A 21,414-nucleotide genomic window follows, 5' to 3' on the forward strand; every position below is an offset into this window, starting at 1 on the left:
ATTGAGCGTTGTTGTGTATACAGGAACGTCACACAACGCAGGGATAAGGGATTCGGTTGACACTTTCGTGACACGGGGACTTGCGACGACATGACGACAAACTGGACACTCACCGGCGGTCAAACCCTCTTGGGCGACCGCTTTGAGGCGGCACCGCTGCATATGGCCGACGGATGGATCACCGCAGAGGCCGCCGAGCGGGCCGAGACCTATGACGCCCGCGGGCGTCTGATCCTGCCGGGGATCATTGATCTGCACGGCGACGGGTTCGAGGCGCTGGTGCAGCCGCGTCCGGGCGTGCATTTCCCCTATGATCTGGCCTATCGCGAGGCGGATGCGCAACTCATCTCCAACGGGATCACGACCGCCTATCACGGATTGACCGTCTCGTGGGAGCCGGGTCTGCGCGACATTGCCATCACGCGCGCGCTGCTTGCGGCGCTGGAACGGGTTGCACCGATGCTGGCCTGCGATACGCGGCTGAACATCCGCTGGGAGACCTATGCCATCGACCATGTCGATGAGGTGCTGGGGTGGCTCGCGCGGCGACCGGGCGATATCCTCTCGCTCAACGATCACACCAGCGCCAATCACAAGCTGGGAGAGGACAGCGCCAAGCTCAAGCGGATGGCCGTGCGCATGGGCCTTGCGCCCGCTGATGCCAAGGCTGCGATTACGGCAATGCTGGCCCGCCGGGATGAGGTGCCGGGGGCGATGGACCGGATTTGTGCTGGGGCCATCGCACTTGGCCACCCTGTTCTATCCCATGACGACATGACCGCCGAGGACCGGCGCGCGGGGCGCGCGCGCGGCGTGACGGTGACCGAATTTCCGATGTCCGAAGAGGCCGCCGCCGAGGCGCGGGCGGCGAATGAGCCTGTGATCCTTGGCGGGCCCAATGCCCTGCGCGGCGAGAGCCACAATGGCGCGCTCTGCGCGACGGCGGCAATCCGGGCGGGGCTCTGCACCGTGCTTGCGTCGGATTATTACTATCCCGCGCCGTTTCATGCGGTGTGGCGGCTGCACGAGGCTGGCATCCTGCCGCTGTCAAAGGCTTGGGCGCTGGTGTCTGCCAATCCGGCGGCGGCGGCTGGGCTGGATGACAGGGGCGCGCTCCGGCCGGGCAAACGGGCGGATGTTCTTGTGGTGAACCCGGACACCCGCAAGATCGAGGCGGTGTTTGTCCAAGGCAGAAAGGTGCTGACCCGTGGCTGATCTGACAGAGCTATCGCAGGCGGAGACAGGTCTCGCCCGGCTGGGGGCGCTGGCCTATGACGCCCGCTCCGAGCGCCCGATCTGGTTGCAGATCTATGACCGCTTAGCGCGGGCAATCGATGGGGCCATGGTGACCCCCGGCAGCCGCCTGCCCGGCGAGGTGCAATTGGCCGAGATGTTCCGGGTCAGCCGTCTGACGATGCGCCGCGCGCTCGCCCTCTTGCAGAGCGAAGGCAAATTGCAGGCGCGCAAGGGTGTGGGCATTTTCGTGCGCCCCGCGCCGCGTGCCTTTGTAATCCGCAACGACATGCGCTTTGCCGACTCTCTCATTGGATGCGAGGCGCAGGTGACATCGCGCACCCTGCGGCTGGAACGGGCCACGCCGAGCCCCGAGGCGGCGCGTCTCTTTGATCTGGGGCCGGGGGATCTGGTGATCGTGCTGCACCGAATGCGTCTCTTGGACGGTGCGCCCATCTATTTCACGCGCAAGGAATTGCCCGCGCACCGCTTTCCCGAATTCGAACATATCTACACGATCGGTCAATCGGTAAGCGCGGTTTACAAGGCGGCGGGAATCCCATGGTTTCGGCGCGCCGAAACCCGCGTGAGCGGGGGCTTTGCGCAACCGGATGAGGCGGAAATCCTTTGCCTCAACGACAATACCCCGGTGCAATATGTCACCGCCATCAACCGCGATCCGAATGACGCGGCGATCGAATTCAACCGAGGCTGCTGGCCGATGACAGGCGTCGAATTCGTGTTCAAGTCACCGCCGAGATAGCCGGGTCCGGGATGCAGCTCATCGCCAAATCTTCGGCCTGCGCCCGCAACAGGAATTTCTGGATCTTGCCGGTCGACGTGCGCGGGATGGGCAAAAAGACAAAGTGGCCGGGAACCTTGTAGGCGGCCAGGTGGTCGCGGCACCATGCCCGCAGGGTTTCGGCATCCGCCACCTGCCCCTCGGTCAGTTCGACAAAGGCGCACGGCGTCTCGCCCCATTTCTCATGCGGCATGGCGACCACAGCCGTCACAGCCACTGCCGGATGACGATAGAGCGCCTCTTCCACCTCGATGGACGATATGTTCTCGCCGCCCGAGATGATCACATCCTTGGACCGGTCCTTGAGCTGGATATAGCCATCGGGATGTCGCACACCCAGATCGCCAGAGTGGAACCAGCCGCCAGCAAAGGCGTCTTGCGTGGCCTGCGGATTGCGGAAATAGCCCTTCATCACGACATTGCCGCGAAACATGACCTCGCCCATTGTCTGCCCGTCGCACGGCACGGGGGTCATGCTCTCGGGGTCCATCACATCCAGCCCCTCAAGCGCCAGATAGCGCACGCCCTGGCGCGCCTTGAGCTTGGCTTGCTGCGCGGCGGGCAGAGCCGACCACTCGCCATGCCAGTCGTTGACGACCGCCGGGCCATAAGTCTCGGTCAGCCCGTAAAGGTGGGTCACGTCAAAGCCCGCGTCTTTCATATCCGCGAGCAGTTTTTCGGGCGGCGGTGCGGCGGCGGTGAAAAATTGCACCCTGTGATCCAGGGGGCGCTTCACAGTCTCGGGGGCCGAGATCAAGAGCGACATGACAATGGGCGCACCGCAGAGATGTGTCACCCGCTCTTGCGCCAGCGCCTCCCAGATCGGGTCCGCCCGCACTTGGCGCAGACAGACATGCGTGCCGATGATGGCAGAAAGCGTCCAGGGGAAACACCAGCCGTTGCAGTGGAACATCGGCAGGGTCCAGAGATAGACCGCATGTTTGGCCATCGAGGTGGTCAGCGCGTTGCCCTGCGCCAAGAGATAGGCCCCTCGGTGATGCGACACCACGCCCTTGGGATCGCCCGTCGTTCCAGACGTGTAGTTGATCGAAATCGCGTCCCATTCATCCTCTGGCATCAGCCAGTCGAACGCCGGATCACCCGCTGACAGGAAAATCTCGTAGTCCTCGGCGTCGGTCGCGAATTCCGGACCGCTGAACTCCGGGTCGTCATATTGGATTAGAAGCGGGGTGACGTTCGCCTGCGACAGCGCGTCTTGCATCAGCGGCATGAATTCGCGGTCCACGATCACCACCCGTGACAGAGCATGGTCCAATTGAAACGCGATGATGGCCGCGTCGAGCCGCGTGTTGATCGAATGCAACACCGCGCCAGACATCGGCACGCCGTAATGACACTCCAGCATCGCGGGTGTGTTGGCGAGCATCACCGACACGGTATCACCGCGCCCCAATCTCCTTGCGCTCAGCGCCGAAGCCAATTGCCGCGAGCGCGCGTAGAAATCGGCGTAATTGCGCCGCAGCGCGCCGTGCACAATTGCCGTGTGATCGGGAAACACACTGGCGGCACGCTCCAGAAAACTGAGCGGTGTCAGCGGTTGGTAATTCGCGCGGGTGCGGTCAAGGCCGGTGTTATAGGGGTTCGGCGTCATGGGTCAGGCATCCTGCCACTGGGGGCTTCGTTTTTCGATAAAGGCACCAATGCCCTCTTCGGCATCCCGCGCGAGCATGTTGTCCACCATCACGGCAGAGGCATAGGCATAGGCATCGGACAGGCCCATCTCGCGTTGCGCATGGAACGCCCGCTTTCCCGTGGCCAAGGTCATGCTGGATTTTGACGCAATCCTGCGCGCCAGGGTCATCGTGGCGGCCTGCAAGTCTTCGGGCGCGACCACATGGTTGACCAGCCCGATTTCCGCCGCGCGCGCGGCGGCTGTCATATCGCCGGTCAATAACATCTCCATCGCATGCTTGCCCGCCACATTGCGCGACAGTGCCACCATCGGCGTCGAGCAGAACAACCCGATATGCACCCCCGGTGTGCTGAAGCGCGCCGTATCCGCCGCGAGTGCCAGATCACAGCTTGCCACCAACTGACAGCCTGCGGCGGTTGCAATGCCTGTGACTTCGGCGATCACCGGCTTGGGGCAATTCACGATGGATTGCATCACACCGGAACAGAGCGCCATGATCTTGGTGAAATAGGCCCGGCCCCGGTCCGCATCCGCCCGCCCGGCGGTCATTTCCTTGAGATCGTGACCCGCGCAAAACGCCGGACCGTTGGCTGCCAGAACCACCACCCGGACCGCAGGATTGTTCCCCGCTTCGGCCAAGGCCGCGTTCAGCTCTGCAAGCATTGCCTCAGACAGCGCATTACGCCGTCCCACGTCATTGAGTGTGAGGCGCAGGATGCCATCGCTGTCGAGGTCTCGCAGGAGGATGTCGTTCTTTTGCACGGGAACAGGCCCTTTCAGTCGTCAGAGAATGTTGATTTCCACGCTCTCGGCGAGCGTGTTGGCGATAAAGCAATAGCGGTGCGCCCGGTCCTGCATCTCTGCCAGCGTCGCATCCTCCATCGCAAAACCGGTGTCGAACCGCACCACCGGGTGCAGATCAATGCGTGTGACCGACATCTGCCCTTTGGCGTTCTTGCCCAAATGGGCCACGGCATAGTCGTGATAGCTCGCAACCGGCCACCCCGCCTTGGCCGCGAGCGCCAGAAAGGTCATCATGTGGCAACTCGACAGCGCCGAGGCGAGCGCCTGTTCGGGGTTGGTGTGGGCGGGATCACCGCCCCAATCCGGGGCGGCGTCCACTTGGACATCATGGCGGTTGTTGAACTGCACGGTATGGGCATTGGAATATTTGCCGGTGTGCAGCACAGGTTCGGCGCGCTGCCAATGCAGCTCGATTGCGAGGTCGGACATGGATCAAGTCTCGGTTCGGGCCAACGCTCAGGCGGCGGCGATTTTCTTGTTGGGGTCGTAGAAGGGACGCTCCACCATCACGGCGCGCACTGGCCCCTGACCGGTCACGACCTCGACCTCGGCACCGATATGGGCATGCTCTGCCGCGACCATGGCCAGTGCGATATTGCGCTCCAGACGCGGCGAATAGACGGCTGATGTGACCTTGCCCACGGGCGTGCCCGCAACATTGATCGCCCAAAACGTGGTGTTCGGTCCCTTGAGCGGTGCGCCATCAATGATCAGGCCGATCTGCTTGCGGCGCGGACCCGCGTCGCGAATGCGGCGCAGCGCGGCCTTGCCGATGAATTCGGCCTCGATCTCGAGATTGACCAGCCGGTCCAAACCCAGCTCATAGGGGTTGGTGTTGATGTCCGCATCGGCATGATAGGACAACATACCGCCCTCGATCCGGCGGATGGAGGAGGTGTGACCGGGCTTGAGACCAAACGGCATCCCCGCCGCCATGATCCGCTCCCAGAGCGCATCGCCATGGGCGCTGTCCCGCAGATAGATCTCATAGCCCAATTCGCTCGACCAGCCGGTGCGCGACACGAGCAGCGGAATGCCGTCAAGCTCAAGCTCGCGCAGCCAGTAGTATTTCAGATCAAGAATGCTCTCGCCAAAAAGCTCTTGCATGATCAGGCCCGATTTCGGCCCCTGCAATTGCAGCGGTGACACATCTGGTTCGCCGATGGTGACGTCCAGACCGGAATGCACCGCCACGCCCTGCGCCCAGAGCAGAATGTCGCTGTCAGCCAGCGAAATCCAGAAATGGTTTTCGGCCAGACGCAGCAGGATCGGATCGTTCAGGATGCCGCCCTCTGCATTGGTGATCAGGATGTATTTGCACTGGCCCACCGCCATCTTGGACAGATCGCGCGGGGTCAGCATCTGGACAAAGCGTGCGGCATCGGGGCCGGTGATCTCGACCTGACGCTCGACCGCCACGTCGCAGAGAATGGCCTCATTCACGAGGGTCCAGAAATTCTGCTCCGGATCGCCGAAATCGCGGGGGATATACATATGATTGTAAACCGAAAACCCCTTGGCACCCCAACGCACGGTGGCGTCGAAATAGGGGGATTTGCGGATCTGAGTGCCGAAGCCGAAGTCGTCTGCTTGTGTCATGGTTTGCGCCCTTGTTTGCCCTCGGCCTTCCGGCTTTGGACTGTCTAATCCTGACGCCCTTCTAGGGGCGAACTTGGGGAGTTTGCGGTCTAAAAACATGCAAGACTCAGACCGATCAGACTATTTTGCGGGCCTCAAACAGACTGCTCAGGCGCAGAGTGTCACTTGCCGGTTCTGGCGGTCAAGTGCGAGAGGTTGGGCTGGCTGGATTTGACCCGGCGCGTGGCGATATAGGTCATATAGCGGTCAATCCCCAACTCAGCCGCCAGCATGGCCTCCATCAAGGTCTGGAAAGCCGTGAGATTGGCGCAAATAACGCGCATCACATAGTCCATGCCACCGCCTGTGGCGATACATTCGGTGATCTCGTCCTGCCCCCTGACAAAGCTCTCGAACCGGTCGAAATCCGATTTGCGATGATGGGTCAAAGAGGCCGTGACCACCACTTCGGTAAAGTCACAGATTTTATCCAGAACGAGATCGGCGTGATAGCCGCGGATGAATCCGGCAGCCTTGAGCCTGTCCAAACGCGCCCAGCAGGGTGTGGGCGAGATATTGGCAATCTCGGCCAGTCTGTTCTTGCTCAGTTGCCCATGCTTCTGAATCGCCGTGAGAATGCGAATATCCGTCGCATCAAGACCGAGCCTCTTCATCCGTCCGAAACTTTCATTGCCTCTCGCCACGACAGCGGGCAGGCCCGGACCTGCCCCGCCCTCAATCTAATGCCGCCCCCCTGTTGGCGTGATCTCTTTTGCGACCTCTTTTACAACACCCGCGTCGGCAGATCGGCGACGGTCGACAGTCTCAGGCAATGAGGTCGGGGATCTCATCACGGCAATAGCTGTGGATTGCACCAGCCTGAGTGAGCCAGATCTGGTCCCGATGGGCGGTGATATGGCGCAGGGCGCGCCGCAGGTGGCGCAGGCGATAGGGCTGACCGACAAGGTAGGGATGCAGGGCTACGCCCATGACAAGGGGCTGGGCGCGGGATTGCTCCAGCATCTCGTCGAAATTGTCGATGATCATATCCGCAAACGCCGCCGCGCCATCCTTGCGCGCGACAATCGACGGGATATCGTTGACCTCTTGCGGATAGGGGATCGAGAGAAGACGGCCGGCGCGGGTCCGCATCCAGATCGGTTGATCATCCATGCACCAATTCAGGGTGTAGCCATAACCCGCCTCTCGCAGCAGGTCGGGGGTGACGAGGCTCTCGGCGATCCACGGAGACAGCCAGCCTTGCGGGGCTTTGCCTTCGGCCTGCGTGATCGTGGCGGTGGCCTCGGCGATCAGGGTCGCCTCTGCGGTGGGGTCCATGACGCTCTGACGTTCGGAATTGGTGCGGCCATGGCCAAGCACCTCGTCGCCCCGCGCGCGAAAGGCGGCCATCAGGTCAGGCGCATAGGCATACATGGCGCTGTTTGCAAGCAGGCTGACGGGCATATCGAGCGCGTCAAAGAGATCGCGCATCCGCCACGCGCCAACCCGGTTGCCATAATCGCGCCATGCGTAATTGAGCACGTCGGGCTGTGGGCCGCCGGGCGCAAGTTCAGCACCCAGCCCCTCACCAAACGCAAAATGCTCAAGGTTGAGCCCGATATAGACCGCAAGGCGGGCGCCGCCCGGCCATGTATACGCGGCGCGCTCCGTGATCGGCACATAGTCGTAGCGGTTGTGATGCGCGACCATGGTCACAGCTCCGCCTCGGCCAGCCCAGCCTTGGCCAAAAGCATCTCGGCGCTGTCATTCCAGACATCGGTGCGGATCAGCTTGCCATCGCGCACGATGAATTTGTCCATGTATCGGTTGGTTTCAAAGGCGGTTCCGTCGTGCCATTCGCCGTAGAGATAGCCGGTGTTGTAGACATGCACATCGCCGGTGTCCGGGTCGAGGGCCGCGTCGGTGCGCAAAAAGCGTTTCTTGACCCACGCGTAGCGTTTGGCATTGAAGGCCGCACTCTGGGCCGGGCCGGAAAACCTGCGCCCGCCGGTAAACACCAGCTCGAACCCCTCGCTGAGATAGGCGGAGGCGGCGACGGGATCGGGGATCATCGACAGGTCAAGGTAGGATTCGACGAGGGCCTTGGCGGCGGTCAGAGGGTCAGGAGTCTGGGTCATGCGGTCCTCACAGGGGATGGGAATGGGGGTATCGGGCGCAGGCGCTGCGGCAGAAACTGCGCACGATCACGGCGGCGGCCTCTGCCATTTGTCTTGCATCGTGATTGGCGGCGTCAAGCCGCGTCGCCGCGCGACCGGCGCGCTCGGCAAGTCCCGCTTCATCAAGGGTCAACACGCGGTTGTCGGCAAAGACCAGAGCGCCCGCAATCATCACTTCGCGCAGGGCAGCCCCGGTTTCGGCAAAGACGATCTGTGACAGGGGATCCCGCAGCGGCACGTAATGGCAATAGCTCCGGTCGAGAAACAGCAGGTCGGCGGCCCAACCGGGCGCGATGCGTCCCACGCGGTCAAGACCCAGAATGCGCGCGCTGCCTTCGGTGGCCATGCGGAACGCCTCCGTTGGACCGATCCAATGCTCGGGTGGGGCCGACAAGGTCCGGCTGAGGGTTGTGGCCAGACGCAGCGCCTCGAACATGTTTTGCGCATCCGATGTGTTGGCGGCATCGGTGCCCACGCCCAGCGTGACGCCCGCAGACCTGAGCGCATGCAGCGGGGCGATACCAGAGCCAAGCCGCAGGTTGCTCAGCGGGTTGTGCACGATCCCAGCCCCATGAGTGGCCAGAAGCGCGGCCTCTTGAGGATCGAGCCAGACGCCATGCGCCCCGCTGAAGCGCGGTGAAATCAGGCCCAACCTGTCCAGATGCGCGGTCAGGCTGGTGCCATAGCGCTGATGGGCCGCGACCTGCTGCATCTGCGTTTCGGCCAGATGGGTCTGGAGGCAGAGATCCGAGACCTGCGCCGTGGCGGCACAGGCCGTCAGGAACGGATCTGAGCAATGCAGGGGGATGGCGGGGCCAAGTCCAGGTTTGACGCGGTCGAGCGGGACGGGCCAGCGGGCAAAGGCCTCTGCGCAAATCGCGAGGGTCTCTTGCCACGGTGGCAGGCTTATGGCGGCCAAGGCGGCGCGTTGCGATGGCGCAAAGGCGTCCAAAAGGCCGGGCAACGCCTGATAGATCGTACGGTCCGAGATCATCGGGGCCACCACGGCCCGCAAACCTGCGGTGTGATAGGCCTCAGCCACGGCGTGGATGCCTGCGACAGAAGGACCGGGCAATTCCACGCTGAGGTCGAAACAGGCGGTGCAGCCCTTGCGGATCATCTCGACCGCCGACAGCTCTGCGCTGAGGCGCAGATCGTCGCTGTGGCGGTTGCCGTTGAGCGCGGCCCCCCCCGCGAGAAAGGTCTCAAGCGTGGCGTCTTCCGGCACGCCGCCCCGGCCCAGCGCCCCGTGGGAATGGGTGTGACCATTGACCAGACCGGGAACGACGATACGCCCGGTGGCGTCAAGGATGGGCAGATCGTCGGGACCATCGCCGTCGATAACCGCAACGATGCGCCCCTCCTCGATCACCAGCGAGACCGGGGCGAACTGCGCGTTCTCGACCAGAACAAGGCCGCCGCGGATCAGCGTCTGAGTGGCGTGCATGGATCAATCCGGGCAGGCGAATGCGCGCCAGGGCGGGGATACCCACCCGGCGCGCGGGGCGATCAGTTCATGATCTCGACAACAAAGGCGCGCTCGTCCACAGGCGGCAGGAAAGAGCGGTCAAAGATCTCGGAGGCTTCCGGCAGGCGCTCGAGCCCATAGCCTTTGGCCACGATCTCGATCGAGCGGGTCAGGCGTTCGTCCACCAGATCCCCCATGCCGATACTGTCGGTTTCAGGGGCGTTCATCAGATTGGTCAGGGCAAAATTCAGCCGCGCGCGCTCGTTGTCCTGATCGACGAGGTTGTCAAAGGCCATCACCGCCTCCATCGCGGCATCCTGATCCTTGGCAATCTCGAGCGTGGCGCGGTTGACGGCGCGCACAAGCCCCGCAACCGCCTCGGGATTATCCGCAAGCAACGCGCGAGAGACCATCAGCCCGTTGGAATAGAGATCCATGCCGTAATCCTCGAACTTGAACCAGTTGTAATCGTTGGCCGGGTCCTGACGGTTGGCAATCAGGTTGAACCAACTGGTGATCGTGAACACAAAGGCCCCGTCGATATCGCCCCGGATCAACATCGGTTCCTGCAGGTTGGGGGCCATGTTTTCCTGAGCTACGCTGGCCAGATCAATGCCGTTCAGCTCTGCAAAGACCGGAAATAGCCGTGTCGTCGGCGTGCCTTGCGCCCCTCCCAGCTTGCGCCCGACGAAATCGGCGGGTGTCTCGATCCCGGATGTCTTGGGGGTCACGATGGCAAAGGGCGGGCGGTTCCAGAGTTGATAGACCATCACAGGCGCCTCACCGGGGCGTTGTGCCGCATTCTGGATGATCGCGTTGATATCGCCAAACCCGGCATCATAAGCACCGCCCATGATCCGGGTCACGGTGGCGGCAGAGCCTTCGCCCTGATCAATCGTCACATTCAGACCCTCCTCGGCGAAATACCCTTTGCTCAGGGCCAGCAGAAAGGGCGCATCCGAACCTTGGGTTTTCCAGCCTAGGGTAAAGCGGATATCAGTGGCCTCGGCCCATGCCGGGGACAGCCCGGTCAACAGCGCGAGGGCAGCAGAAAAGACGGCAATCTTCATTGGTTTGTTCCTTCTTTCGCAGGGTGTATGACAGGCGGTTTTCAGGTGACGGCAATGTCAGTGCCGCGCGTGGCCCAACCGGTGACCCGGCTTTCGAGAAAAGAGAAGAACGCATAGAGAGCGACCCCCATCAGGGCGAGAACGATCAGCCCGGCAAACACAAGCGACACCTGAAAATTCGAGGAGGCGGTCATCATCACGTTGCCGATGCCCCGGTTCGACGCGACGGTCTCGGACAACACCGCGCCCACAAAGGACAGGGTGATCGCGACCTTCAGCGAGGCAAAGAAATAGGGCATCGTGCGGGGCAATCCGACATTCCACAGGATTTCTCTCTTGGAGGCCCCCAGCGTCTTGAGCACGTCTTCCAGATCCGGCTCGGTGGTGGCGAGGCCGGTCGAGATATTGACCACGATGGGAAAGACGCAGATCACCATTGCCGTCAGAATGGCAGGGGTCGTGCCTGACCCGAACCACAGCACGAAAATCGGCACCACCGCGACCTTGGGGATGGACGAAAACCCGACCAAAAGCGGGTAGGCAACCCCGTACGCCACGCGAGACGTGCCAATCATCACCCCGATGGAGACCCCGATGATCACCCCCAGTGTAAATCCGGTCAGGGTCGAATACAGCGTCTGAAGAATATGCGGCCAGAGCACCGGAAACCGGGTCCACAAGGTCACGAGGATTTCGGAGGGTCGGGGCAGGATCAGGTCCGAGACATTCAGGAGGATGCAGAGACCCTCCCACATCACGAAGAACCCCACGATCAGGCTCAGGGACATCATCCGTATTCTGGTCGCTTCAGTCATGGCATGACCTCATTTCCACGCGCGGGTTCATTTGCGGATCTGGGCGATCAACGCCCGCAAACCTTGGGTCATCTCGACGAATTCGGGGCTGTAGATCACACCGATGTCGCGCGGCTGTGGCAAGGTCACCGGCTTGTCCGAGATGACCCTCCCGGGCCGCGCACTCATCACGCAGATGCGGCGGGCCAGAAACCCGGCCTCGCGCAGATCATGCGTCACCAGCAACACGGTTGGTTTGCGATCCAGATAGAGATCCTGAAGGATCTGCCACAATTCTTCGCGGGTGAATTGGTCGAGCGCGCCAAACGGCTCGTCCAGCAAGAGCAGATCGGGATCATGGATCAGCGCACGACACAGGTTCGCGCGTTGCAACATGCCGCCCGACAACTGCCATGGGAAATGCCCGGCAAAATCCTTGAGCCCCACCTGCGCCAAGAGCGCATGGACCCGCTCGCGATAGGCCCCCTTGCGATCCCGCTGAAAGCTGCGCTTGAACGGCTCAACGATCTTGAGCGGCAACATCACGTTTTTTTCGATGGTCAACCACGGCAGCATGGTCGGGTTCTGGAACGCCATGCCGATGCGCAATTCCTTGGCCGCCGCCTCGCGCCCGCCCAATAGCACATTGCCAGAAGACGGCTGGATGAGGCTGCTCGCGAGCCGCAGAATCGTGGATTTGCCACAGCCAGACGGACCGACGAGCGCCAGAAAATCGCCCCGGTCCATCCGCAATGTCGTGGGCGACAGCGCGGTCACGGCCTGCGGCCCACTGCCGAACACCACAGAGGCGTCCTGCAACTCGAGGGCGGGGCGCGCATGGACGGGGCCGCTCGTTGACGCCGGAGCCGTCGTGGAGAGGGGCATCGCCTTGGCGGATATATCTGAGGTCATGTTCATGGCCCCACGACATCGCTCGCGGTGACATCTGAGAAGATGGGTAAGTAAGTATTTTATGAATTAGCCTTGCAACGCCTAAACTTTCAGCACTCCCAAAGGCCCACGCAGCTAAAAATAGCGCAATTCGCACGCCCGCGCTCTGCTGAGTCGACGGATGCCCCGGGCCGGTTCGGGGCAAAATCGCCGCATCAACCCTGCTGCGATTCGCCACCCGTCAGCGCGTTGAGCACGAGCGACACGGCATGTGCCCGTCGCTCCGAACGCCATTCGCGGTTGAGCAAATCGACACCGAAAATCGCGGTCAACGTATGGCCGTTGTTGAGGTGATGCGCGCTGAGCGCGACGATGGTGATATAGATCTGGAGCGCGTCATAGCGATGCCGGAACACGCCCTGCGCCAGCCCCCGCGCAATGATCCGGCTGATCGCGTCAATCAGCGGCTGAGAGCTGATCCGCACCACCTCGGTCTCGACGATGAACCGCCCCTCCAACAGGTTCTCATTGCGGACCAACTTGACGAAGAGGGGATTGCTGTCGAAGAAATCATAGGTGAATTCGACCAAACGGCGCATCGCGGCCAAGGGCTCCAGCCGCGACAGCTCCAATTCCCGCTCCTGCGCCCGGATATCCTCAAAGATATACTCGATCACCGAGACATAGAGTTTTTCCTTGCTGCCAAAGTAGTGATACAGCAGCCGGGGGTTGCATCCCACCGACCGCGTGATCCGGTCCACGCGTGCGCCGTGAAACCCATGATCGGCAAACTCACGCATTGCCGACTCGGTCAGTTGCGCCTTGGTGCGCTCGGGGTCGCGGCTTCGCGGCTGTTTTTTGGACGCAGGACTCGTCATCTGCCCTTCTTCGCTGGCTTCACACAGGGGCAGCGGAGCCTGTCCATCACCGACAGAGGCGGATCCCGCCGCATTTCCATCACCCATCCGGCGTGCTGGCCCTGCATTTGGGTAAACATTCACATAAATCGCCCCCAGCGCCCTCAGAGTGCAAGCCTTTCTTTGATTTTTCTGTCAGGGCCGCGCCGATCTCAGACCACCAATGCGGCCATCACCGCTGTGGTGATCTCTTCCGTCGTGTTCTTGCCAGGACGCGTGCCGATCCCCTGCCCCGTTACAGCCTCGACAGCCGTCAGAACGGCCTGTGCCGCCGCCGCCTCGCCCAGATGCTCCAGCATCATCACCCCGGACCAGATCGCGGCAATCGGATTGGCGATGTTCTTGCCCGCGATATCCGGGGCAGAGCCGTGCACCGGCTCGAACATCGAAGGCGCGCTGCGGTCCGGGTTGATATTGGCCGAGGCCGCAAAGCCAAGCCCGCCCTGAATGGCCGCCCCCAGATCGGTCAGAATATCGCCAAAGAGGTTCGAGGCGACGACCACGTCAAGATCCTGCGGTGCCATCACCATCTTGGCCGCCATTGCGTCAATATGCATATGGCTGACCGTCACATCAGGATAATCAGCGGCCAGTTCGCGCGTCACCTCATCCCAGAACACCATCGAATATTTCTGCGCGTTGGATTTCGTCACCGAGGTCAGGTGCTTGCGCCGCGCCTGAGCCTGCTCGAATCCGAACCGCAGGATGCGCTCCACCCCGGCACGGGTAAAGACCGAGGTTTCGACCGCCACCTCATTCTGCATCCCGTGATGCACCCGTCCCCCGGCCCCGGCATATTCGCCTTCGGTGTTCTCGCGGATACACAGAATATCGAAGCCGTCCGTGCGCAACGGCCCCTCGACCCCCGCCAAGAGGCGGTGCGGTCGGATATTGGCATATTGGTTGAACGCCTTGCGGATGGGCAGCAACAGACCATGCAACGACACGGCATCGGGCACGCTCTGCGGCCAGCCAACCGCCCCCAGATAAATCGCATCGAAGCCGCGCAGATAGGCAATGCCATTCTCGGGCATCATCGCCCCGGTCTCGTGGTAATACGCACAGGACCACGGCAAGGTTTCGGTCTTGAGCTCAAAGCCAAAGCGCGCGCCCGCCGCCACCATGACCCGCATCGCGGCCTCGGTCACGTCAACGCCGATACCGTCACCGGGGATCAGGGCAAGATTATAGGTCGTCATGTCAGCCTCCTTGGCAGGTCACAGGTCGATCAGAACCGATTTCACTCGGCGATTGGCAAGATAGGCCTCGCGCCCCAGATCCTTGCCCAGACCCGAGGCCGTCCAGCCTCCGGTTGGCAGGATATGATCGCGCGAACGGCCATAGCGGTTGATCCAGACCGTCCTGGCCTCCGGTATCTGCCTCACGCGCATGGCCCGCGACAGATCCCGCGTGAACACCCCCGCACCCGGACCGTAAGTCGGGTGACGGGCAAGGTCCATCGTCTCTTCGTCGCTCTCAAAACTCTCGAACATGGCAACCGGACCAGAGATTTCCTCGGTCACAGCCGGATTGCTGCGCGCGACACCCGCAAGCAGCGTCGGCTGGTAAGAACGGCCCTCGTGGTCAAAGTGCTTGCCCCCGCAGAGGATCTCGGCCCCCTGCCCGACAGGCTCCCTCACAATTGCGTCGATCCGCGCCACGCGCCGCTCCGAGATGATCGGACAAGACCCCGGCACCTCGGTATGTGTCACTGCCGGGCAATGCTGCGCGAACCGCCCCATCAGCCGGGCCGCCAACGCGTCGGCGATCTCGCGCGCGCAGGAAACCATCTCGGCATCCGCGCAAGGAACAGCGCCAATCAGCGCTCCGTTCGACGGAGAGAGAACCTCGATCTCGTCTGCGGCCTGCCCATAGGCCCCATCGATGAAATGACCTTTGGAAAGCGACAGTTGACCGGGATCAAAGGCAAAGGACATGCAACACCTCTCTTGCGTGGTCTGGTAAAACTATCCACCGAGGTGCACGCACAAAGCTGCCGAAAGCCCATGCCTTGCAACAGAAAGCACTGCGCAACAGCCAAACAGAGGCAGAAGGTTGCGCCTCAGATGGAAAATGACAGATCGGTCTTCCTCTCCGCATGGATCGCCCAGCGACAGCCCGGTTCAAGGCCAAAGCGCGGAACAAAGGCGCGTAGCGCCGCCGCGCAGCGCCCGTCCGCCCCTCCGCGCGGCTCATCGCTTGGGGCCAGTGTCCCCTCAAGGCCAAAGTCACACCCTTCAAACCGAATTTAGCCATCGGAAACAAGGCCCCGGCCATCAGCCCTCCAAATAGGCACTGACTGGCGCGGGCCTGACCGGCGGCTGGCTGCGCAGGCGTCCAACCTCGGGCACGGGCAGACCGGAATGGCCCGCGATCACCTCTGCCGCCGCCAATTGGCAATAGCGCCCCTGACAGCGCCCCATACCGACCCGGCTCAGGGACTTGGCGCGGTTCGCCTCTGGTCCCGACAAATCGACCGCCGCCCGCAATGCCCCGGCTCTGATCCCTTCGCAACGACACAGTACGGTATCATCCGGCAGGGTTCGCAGCATCTCAGAAGGCCAAGGAAAGGCGCGTTGCAGGGATGTGGCAAACCGCGCCAACCGGCGCAGGCGGCGCAGGTCTGGTGCCGGATCATTCGCCGGGCGTCCCATATCCATCAAACAGGCCGCTGCCGCCACTCTCCCGGCACTCTCTGCCGCATCCGCCCCCAAGAGGCGTGCCCCATCTCCGGCAAGATAGACCGCCTTTGCCGCGCGCCCCATCTCGTCACTTTTCGGAAGCCATTGGGCATAGACCGCATTCCACTCGAACGAGACCCCGGCCAGATCCGCCAGATGGGTCTCGGCCCGCAAATGCCAGCCGAGCGCCACCGCGTCACAAGGGCTCGACCGCGCCACTCCTTTTGCGTTACGCCAGTGCAGGGCAATCGGACCCGTCGCATCCGTCTCGATCCGGTCAAGCTGCACCCCGGCATGATAGCGCCGCCCCAACCCCGCGCGCATCATCGCGCCGCGCAACGTCACCCAAGGCCGCGCAAGGGCCATGCCGAAGCCGCCCCGCACCTGCGCGCTCAAAGGCGCGGTATCCAGCACCGCCTCGACCCGGCCCCCGGCCTTGATCAGTTGTACCGCGACAAGTGTCAGCAGCGGCCCTGATCCCGCCAGCACGATCCGACGTCCCAGCGCCACGCCCTGCGACTTGAGCGCAATTTGCGCCGCCCCAAGGGTATAGACCCCCGCGCCCTGCCAGCCTGGCAGCGGCATGACCCGGTCCATGGCCCCGGTCGCAAGGATCAGACGGTCATATGCAAACGTTTTGGCGCCCGCTGGACCCAAGAGATAGGCCACCCCGTCTTGCAAGGCGATGACCGAGGTTTGACTGTGAAACCTCACGTGATCATCAGCCACCAAACGGTCAAACACCGCATGCACCGCGTCGGCCTTGTCGGCCTCTGCCCCATAGAGTGTTCTGGACGTACGCTCTGACCGCACAAACGTACGTCGATAGATCTGGCCACCGGCGCGCAGACCCTCATCAACCACCACCGGACGCAGCCCCGCCTGCACCAGAGTTTCTGCTGCCCGGACCCCCGCAGGCCCCGCACCAACGATCAAAACCCGGCTCATCGCGACCGCTCCAGATCGGGCCACCCCCCTGGGGCCGTCGACTTCAGGCGCATTCCGTCAATGATTTCAGTGGTGCAGGCCCGCAAACGCGGCCCGCTCTCCTGCCAGATCCAGCAATCCTGACACGCCCCCATGAGGCAAAACCCGGCACGATGCTCTGGCCCGCCGTCCGAAGGCCTGAGAGATCGCCCTGACATCAGGATCGCGGTTATGACCGTATCACCCTGTTTTGCAATCATAATTTCCCCGTCAAAGTGGATCTCTACCGACACCCGCCCCTGTTCGACCAGCCGCAGGAACCGCCCCACACCGCTCATTCCGCCGCCTCTGCGACCTCTAAGGGACGCGGCAAGTCTGGAAACCGCAGGCAGGTCTCGGAAAAGGCTTGCTCAACCCCCGCACGCCCGACCCGCCCCTCTGTCATGCGCCTAAAGATTTCCGTCTTGGTGAAAAACCGCCAATGAATCGGCAGACCCATCAGAATCCCGGTCAGCCGGTCATACGCCTCCGGCGTCCAACGACGCTCGTACCCCTCTCGCTCCGGCCCGAAATGAAACGCGGCGTCCGGGCGCGGCAGTCTCGCGCGCCTCGCGACCGTCGCATCCTCATCCACGCGCGCCCCGTCCATCACTACGCCATACTCATTATATGCAGCGTTAACAGATATATAGCCGCAGGTGACATCCCGCGCCACGCGCCACGGTTCGCGCTCTTGCGGCGCACCGCGCCCGCCGCCTCCGGCTGATCGGATCTGCAACACATCCCCCGGCTGCAGCACCGCCGTATCGACATTGCCCAACCGCCGCTCGTCCGCCGTGCCCGGATTGACCACCATGTCCGACAGGCCCGCCGCGCATCCCCCAAGAATACCCCAAGGGCGAAAGAGCGATCGGTCCCGATTGCGCGCCGTGATCCGTGTATCGGGGGCAAAAACCCGAAACGCCATCTCGGTCGCCAGCCCGCCCCGCCAACGCCCCGCCCCGCCGCTGTCCTTCGCCAGCCCATAGCGCAGAAATTCGACCGGCACTTCGATTTCAGTGATCTCGATGGGCGTATTCTTGAGATAGGCCGCATCCGCCCCAGATCCGTTGGTGCCATCGCGATGCGGCATTCCCCCGCCGCCACCGACCACCGGATTGACTGCCGCAATGACTGTCTTCTGGCTGCGTTCATCACGTGTCATCACGTTGATTATACAGTTATTTCCGGCTGGAGCCGCTGGCATTCGCTCTGGAATGGCTTGGGCAAAGGCGCCAAAAATCACCGACCGTAGTCGCGCACAGGTTAGGGACCGCATACCCACCGCCGCCGGGGCCACGGGGTTGAGAACCGTGCCTTCGGGGGCAATACAGGTAAAGGGCCGCGTGAGCCCAGTGTTGAGCAGGATGCGCGGATTGAGCGTGTAGAGCACATAATAAACCCCCACCAACAGGATCGTATGCCGTGGATCGCCCCCCGAAGGCACGTTGAGCGACGAGCCCAATTGCGGGTCCGATCCGGTAAAATCCAGTATGGCGCTATCGCCCTTGATCCGCAGGCCGAGCTTAAGCCGACAGGGGTTGGCATGATCGCTGTCCTCATCGGCATAATCAGCAAAGATATACTCGCCATCGGGAATCTCCGACAGGATTGCCCGCGCCTGCGCCTCGGCCTGATCCTTGAGAGCCGCCACACCATCGAGAAATCCTTGGCGGCCAAATCGGTCGATCATCGCGTGAACCTTGCGTTCCCCGGTGTTGAGCGCGCCGACCAAGGCCTTGATATCACCAATATTTAACGAAGGTTTGCGAACGTTCGTCTCCATGATCCGCAGGATCATATCGTCAAATTTGCCCTCTCGCACCAGCTTCATCGGCGGGAAACGTATGCCTTCCTGATGGATCTCGGTCAGAGAGCGCGACAGGGACGCAGGCACAGCCCCACCCATATCAGTGTTGTGGATATGACCGCCCGTCCAGGCGACGATTTCACCTCCGGCAAAAACCGGCTTCCACAGATGCGTATCGGGGGCATGGGTTGCAACATGACCGGAATAGGGATCGTTGGTAAAGGCCACATCGCCGGGCCGGTAATCGCCCACCATGTCGATCACCCGACCATAGGTCAGCCCCGGATACCATGTTGCGCCCAGCTCCATTGGTACGGCAAAGGTATCGCCCTGCCGGTCCATCAGCATGACGGTAAAGTCCTGTGTTTCCTTGACAAATGCCGAGTGCGCGGTTCGGTGCAGCGTATGGGCCATATTCTCGGCAGCGGCACGGGCGTGGTTGGCCAGCACCTGCAGGGTCATTCGGTCAAACATCGGCGCGCTCCGTCAGGCTGAGGTGAATATTCAGATGGTCGTCGACTCGGGCCTTGGTCCCGGCGGGGATGACAAAGGTGGTATCCTCCTGCGTCACAATGGCCGGGCCGTCGAATGTGCCCCCTTCCGCGAGCGATGCTCGCTCGAAAAGCGGCACCGCACGCCAACCGTCTTGAAACACCTGAACCTCTCGCGCAGGTGCAACCGGTTGACCAGTGCCCGGCACTGTAGGGAACTCGGGCTTAGGGCCCGCCCCTACCGCCGAGAGGCGCAGATTGACGATCTCGATCCGCGCGCCCGGATCCGCGAAATCATAGATGCGATGGTGCGTGTCGTGAAACGCCTCGACGATGCGCGCAGGTTCTGCCAGCCAGTCTGAATCCAGCATCACCTCAATCTCATAGCTCTGACCCGCATAGCGCATATCCGCCGACAGGATCAGGTCAGCCGCGCCCCGATGCCCCTGCGAGACCAGCCAAGCGCGCCCCTCTTGGCTCAGGTCCTGAAACACCTGTCTGAGCGCTCCAACAGTCTGTTCGTCCAGGTCGGCAAAGATGGTGCGGATGAAATCGCCCCGCAGATCCGCGACCAACCCGCCCAAAGCAGAGACGACACCGGGCCAACGAGGCGCCATGACGCGCGCCAGCCCAAGCTCTTGTGCCAGAAACGCGCCCAGCATCGGGCCACCACCGCCGAAGGGCATCAGAACAAAATCCCGCAGATCGACACCTGCGCGCGAGGACAGCTTTTCCACTTCGACGAACATCTCGGACACGGCGATATCGAGAATGGCCTGAGCGGTGTCCTCGATCTGCCGCCCCAGTTTCAGGGCCAACTCGCCCACAACCGCCCGGGCGCCCTCCACGTCCATCTGCAACTGTCCATAGGCCATGCCGGAATGACCCAACCAGCCACAGACCACCATCGCATCCGTCACAGTGGGGGCGGTGCCGCCGCGCCCGTAACAGGCAGGGCCCGGCAAGGAACCGGCAGATTCAGGCCCCACCCGCAGCACCCCCTGCGCGTCGACCGCGGCAATGGAACCGCCACCGATCCCTATAGAACTGACGGACACCGACGGGATATGCAGCGGAAACTCACCGATCTTCTCGTCAGAGCCGAATTGCACCGCGCCATCGACGATCAGGGCGAAGTCCGCCGATGTGCCGCCGATGTCGAGGGTCAGGACATGCCGTTCTCCGGCCTGCCGCGCCAGCCATGCCGCCCCCATCACCCCTGAGGCGCTGCCGGAGAGCAGCATCGAGACGCAATCGCGGCGACCTTCGCTGGCCGTCATCACGCCGCCATTCGACTTGGTCAACATGGCCCGCGCCGGAACATGTCTTAGCGTCAATCGCTCTTCAAGCGCGCCAAGGTAGCCTGCGACACGCGGATGCACATAGCCGTTAAGGATCGCCGTCGACGTCCGTTCATATTCACGGATGACGGGCCAGACCTCGGCTGAGGTGAAGACAAACAGCTCCGACGCCCATTTCTCGATCTCCGCCTTGATCGCCTGTTCCTGAGCTCCGTCCCGCCAACTGTGCAGCAGAGCGACGATGATCCCCACCGCCCCGACGGCCTGTGCAGCCTCAACCGCACGCCTGATTTCCGTGATATCTGGGGCAAAGGTCTCGGAACCGTCTGAACGCAAACGAGCGCCGATGCCAAAGATTCGGTCGCGCGGGATCAGCGGCTCTGGTCTATGGCAAAAAAGCGAATACATCTCGGGCATCCGCAAACGCGCCAGTTCGATCACATCCTCGAACCCGGCGTTCGTGATCAAAGCGAGCTTTGCTCCTTTGCGCTGAATGATCGTATTGATACCCACTGTGGTGCCATGCACGAACCGGGTGATCGCGGCGGGGTCCAGCCCCTCGCGCTCGGCCAAGAGGTCGAGTCCAGTCAAAAGTTCTGCACCCGGATTATCGGGCGTTGTCAGCACTTTGAGTGATGCGATCCGTCCCGAATGGGTTTCGAGGGCGCAGAAATCCATGAAGGTGCCGCCGATATCGACGCCGATCTTCCAATCTGTCTCGGCCGTCTGCGGGGGGCTCGTGCCATCCATGTCGGTCCTGCCTTTTTGCTAGGGTTA

20 protein-coding genes are annotated in these 21,414 nt (G+C 62.4%); 2 read left to right on the forward strand and 18 right to left on the reverse strand.

Translation table 11 applies throughout. From position 1 onward, the window contains the following. Positions 1-90 precede the first annotated feature (90 nt). Together ACSSVY_RS16705 and ACSSVY_RS16710 are read left to right on the forward strand one after the other, a co-directional pair. The gene (locus tag ACSSVY_RS16705) at positions 91-1,215 is read left to right on the forward strand and encodes an alpha-D-ribose 1-methylphosphonate 5-triphosphate diphosphatase (protein ID WP_454270703.1); all 1,125 of its coding nucleotides are present in this window, start codon (positions 91-93) and stop codon (positions 1,213-1,215) included. Further along, a complete protein-coding gene (locus ACSSVY_RS16710; protein ID WP_454270704.1) occupies positions 1,208-1,996 on the forward strand; it encodes a GntR family transcriptional regulator in 789 nt (262 codons plus the stop codon). The genes ACSSVY_RS16705 and ACSSVY_RS16710 overlap by 8 nt, the downstream gene beginning before the upstream one ends. Here ACSSVY_RS16710 and ACSSVY_RS16715 read toward each other — a convergent pair. The 18 genes from ACSSVY_RS16715 to ACSSVY_RS16800 all read right to left on the reverse strand — a co-directional run bounded on the left by ACSSVY_RS16715 (position 1,977) and on the right by ACSSVY_RS16800 (position 21,387). Then, a complete protein-coding gene (locus ACSSVY_RS16715; RefSeq protein WP_454270705.1) occupies positions 1,977-3,647 on the reverse strand; it encodes an acyl-CoA synthetase in 1,671 nt (556 codons plus the stop codon). The genes ACSSVY_RS16710 and ACSSVY_RS16715 overlap by 20 nt on opposite strands. 3 nt (positions 3,648-3,650) lie before the next feature. Then, positions 3,651-4,451, reverse strand: a complete 801-nt coding sequence (locus tag ACSSVY_RS16720) for an enoyl-CoA hydratase (RefSeq protein WP_454270706.1) — start codon at positions 4,449-4,451, stop codon at positions 3,651-3,653. Positions 4,452-4,472: 21 nt separating this feature from the next. Further along, a complete protein-coding gene (locus ACSSVY_RS16725; RefSeq protein WP_454270707.1) occupies positions 4,473-4,922 on the reverse strand; it encodes an OsmC family protein in 450 nt (149 codons plus the stop codon). A 27-nt stretch (positions 4,923-4,949) separates the two neighbouring features. After that, positions 4,950-6,092: a glycine cleavage T C-terminal barrel domain-containing protein gene (locus ACSSVY_RS16730; RefSeq protein ID WP_454270708.1), complete on the reverse strand. Its 1,143-nt coding sequence runs from the start codon at positions 6,090-6,092 to the stop codon at positions 4,950-4,952. A 161-nt stretch (positions 6,093-6,253) separates the two neighbouring features. Beyond that, entirely contained in the window at positions 6,254-6,745 is a 492-nt protein-coding gene (locus ACSSVY_RS16735; RefSeq protein WP_454270709.1) for an Lrp/AsnC family transcriptional regulator, read from the reverse strand. A 151-nt stretch (positions 6,746-6,896) separates the two neighbouring features. Continuing rightward, entirely contained in the window at positions 6,897-7,781 is an 885-nt protein-coding gene (locus tag ACSSVY_RS16740; protein WP_454270710.1) for a polysaccharide deacetylase family protein, read from the reverse strand. A 2-nt stretch (positions 7,782-7,783) separates the two neighbouring features. Beyond that, on the reverse strand, positions 7,784-8,209 hold the full coding sequence (locus ACSSVY_RS16745; protein WP_297778042.1) for a nuclear transport factor 2 family protein: 426 nt from the start codon (positions 8,207-8,209) through the stop codon (positions 7,784-7,786). A gap of 7 nt (positions 8,210-8,216) precedes the next feature. Continuing rightward, positions 8,217-9,695, reverse strand: coding sequence for an amidohydrolase family protein (locus ACSSVY_RS16750; protein WP_454270711.1), 1,479 nt, complete (start codon positions 9,693-9,695; stop codon positions 8,217-8,219). A 62-nt stretch (positions 9,696-9,757) separates the two neighbouring features. Then, positions 9,758-10,786, reverse strand: a complete 1,029-nt coding sequence (locus tag ACSSVY_RS16755; RefSeq protein ID WP_454270712.1) for an ABC transporter substrate-binding protein — start codon at positions 10,784-10,786, stop codon at positions 9,758-9,760. 41 nt (positions 10,787-10,827) lie between these two features. Further along, positions 10,828-11,601: an ABC transporter permease gene (locus ACSSVY_RS16760; protein WP_454270713.1), complete on the reverse strand. Its 774-nt coding sequence runs from the start codon at positions 11,599-11,601 to the stop codon at positions 10,828-10,830. A 27-nt stretch (positions 11,602-11,628) separates the two neighbouring features. Beyond that, positions 11,629-12,498: an ABC transporter ATP-binding protein gene (locus ACSSVY_RS16765; RefSeq protein ID WP_454270714.1), complete on the reverse strand. Its 870-nt coding sequence runs from the start codon at positions 12,496-12,498 to the stop codon at positions 11,629-11,631. Positions 12,499-12,686: 188 nt separating this feature from the next. After that, positions 12,687-13,436, reverse strand: a complete 750-nt coding sequence (locus ACSSVY_RS16770) for a TetR/AcrR family transcriptional regulator (RefSeq protein WP_454270715.1) — start codon at positions 13,434-13,436, stop codon at positions 12,687-12,689. Between the two features lie 104 nt (positions 13,437-13,540). Further along, a complete protein-coding gene (locus tag ACSSVY_RS16775; RefSeq protein WP_454270716.1) occupies positions 13,541-14,587 on the reverse strand; it encodes a tartrate dehydrogenase in 1,047 nt (348 codons plus the stop codon). 18 nt (positions 14,588-14,605) lie between these two features. Continuing rightward, positions 14,606-15,325 carry an aldehyde dehydrogenase family protein gene (locus ACSSVY_RS16780; RefSeq protein ID WP_454270717.1) on the reverse strand — a complete coding sequence of 240 codons (720 nt, stop codon included), beginning with the start codon at positions 15,323-15,325 and terminating at the stop codon, positions 14,606-14,608. Positions 15,326-15,664: 339 nt separating this feature from the next. Next, positions 15,665-17,017, reverse strand: a complete 1,353-nt coding sequence (locus ACSSVY_RS16785) for an FAD-dependent oxidoreductase (protein ID WP_454270718.1) — start codon at positions 17,015-17,017, stop codon at positions 15,665-15,667. Then, the gene (locus ACSSVY_RS16790) at positions 17,014-17,334 is read right to left on the reverse strand and encodes a (2Fe-2S)-binding protein (protein ID WP_454270719.1); all 321 of its coding nucleotides are present in this window, start codon (positions 17,332-17,334) and stop codon (positions 17,014-17,016) included. Before ACSSVY_RS16790 ends, ACSSVY_RS16785 begins: the two co-directional genes overlap by 4 nt. Further along, positions 17,331-19,319 carry a hydantoinase B/oxoprolinase family protein gene (locus ACSSVY_RS16795; RefSeq protein ID WP_454270720.1) on the reverse strand — a complete coding sequence of 663 codons (1,989 nt, stop codon included), beginning with the start codon at positions 19,317-19,319 and terminating at the stop codon, positions 17,331-17,333. The genes ACSSVY_RS16790 and ACSSVY_RS16795 overlap by 4 nt, the downstream gene beginning before the upstream one ends. Then, a complete protein-coding gene (locus ACSSVY_RS16800; RefSeq protein WP_454270721.1) occupies positions 19,312-21,387 on the reverse strand; it encodes a hydantoinase/oxoprolinase family protein in 2,076 nt (691 codons plus the stop codon). Before ACSSVY_RS16800 ends, ACSSVY_RS16795 begins: the two co-directional genes overlap by 8 nt. Positions 21,388-21,414 lie beyond the last annotated feature (27 nt).

The sequence above is a fragment of the Roseovarius sp. MBR-51 genome (genome assembly GCF_053628575.1).

Bases quoted from the DNA above. Each gene is read 5' to 3' on its own strand.
- ACSSVY_RS16705 (WP_454270703.1), top strand. From the start codon at position 91: ATGACGACAAACTGGACACTCACCGGCGGTCAAACCCTCTTGGGCGAC.
- ACSSVY_RS16715 (WP_454270705.1), bottom strand. From the start codon at position 3,647: ATGACGCCGAACCCCTATAACACCGGCCTTGACCGCACCCGCGCGAAT.
- ACSSVY_RS16725 (WP_454270707.1), bottom strand. From the start codon at position 4,922: ATGTCCGACCTCGCAATCGAGCTGCATTGGCAGCGCGCCGAACCTGTG.
- ACSSVY_RS16730 (WP_454270708.1), bottom strand. From the start codon at position 6,092: ATGACACAAGCAGACGACTTCGGCTTCGGCACTCAGATCCGCAAATCC.
- ACSSVY_RS16735 (WP_454270709.1), bottom strand. From the start codon at position 6,745: ATGAAGAGGCTCGGTCTTGATGCGACGGATATTCGCATTCTCACGGCG.
- ACSSVY_RS16740 (WP_454270710.1), bottom strand. From the start codon at position 7,781: ATGGTCGCGCATCACAACCGCTACGACTATGTGCCGATCACGGAGCGC.
- ACSSVY_RS16745 (WP_297778042.1), bottom strand. From the start codon at position 8,209: ATGACCCAGACTCCTGACCCTCTGACCGCCGCCAAGGCCCTCGTCGAA.
- ACSSVY_RS16750 (WP_454270711.1), bottom strand. From the start codon at position 9,695: ATGCACGCCACTCAGACGCTGATCCGCGGCGGCCTTGTTCTGGTCGAG.
- ACSSVY_RS16755 (WP_454270712.1), bottom strand. From the start codon at position 10,786: ATGAAGATTGCCGTCTTTTCTGCTGCCCTCGCGCTGTTGACCGGGCTG.
- ACSSVY_RS16760 (WP_454270713.1), bottom strand. From the start codon at position 11,601: ATGACTGAAGCGACCAGAATACGGATGATGTCCCTGAGCCTGATCGTG.
- ACSSVY_RS16765 (WP_454270714.1), bottom strand. From the start codon at position 12,498: ATGAACATGACCTCAGATATATCCGCCAAGGCGATGCCCCTCTCCACG.
- ACSSVY_RS16770 (WP_454270715.1), bottom strand. From the start codon at position 13,436: ATGGGTGATGGAAATGCGGCGGGATCCGCCTCTGTCGGTGATGGACAG.
- ACSSVY_RS16775 (WP_454270716.1), bottom strand. From the start codon at position 14,587: ATGACGACCTATAATCTTGCCCTGATCCCCGGTGACGGTATCGGCGTT.
- ACSSVY_RS16780 (WP_454270717.1), bottom strand. From the start codon at position 15,325: ATGTCCTTTGCCTTTGATCCCGGTCAACTGTCGCTTTCCAAAGGTCAT.
- ACSSVY_RS16785 (WP_454270718.1), bottom strand. From the start codon at position 17,017: ATGAGCCGGGTTTTGATCGTTGGTGCGGGGCCTGCGGGGGTCCGGGCA.
- ACSSVY_RS16790 (WP_454270719.1), bottom strand. From the start codon at position 17,334: ATGAGCGGTGTGGGGCGGTTCCTGCGGCTGGTCGAACAGGGGCGGGTG.
- ACSSVY_RS16795 (WP_454270720.1), bottom strand. From the start codon at position 19,319: ATGTTTGACCGAATGACCCTGCAGGTGCTGGCCAACCACGCCCGTGCC.
- ACSSVY_RS16800 (WP_454270721.1), bottom strand. From the start codon at position 21,387: ATGGATGGCACGAGCCCCCCGCAGACGGCCGAGACAGATTGGAAGATC.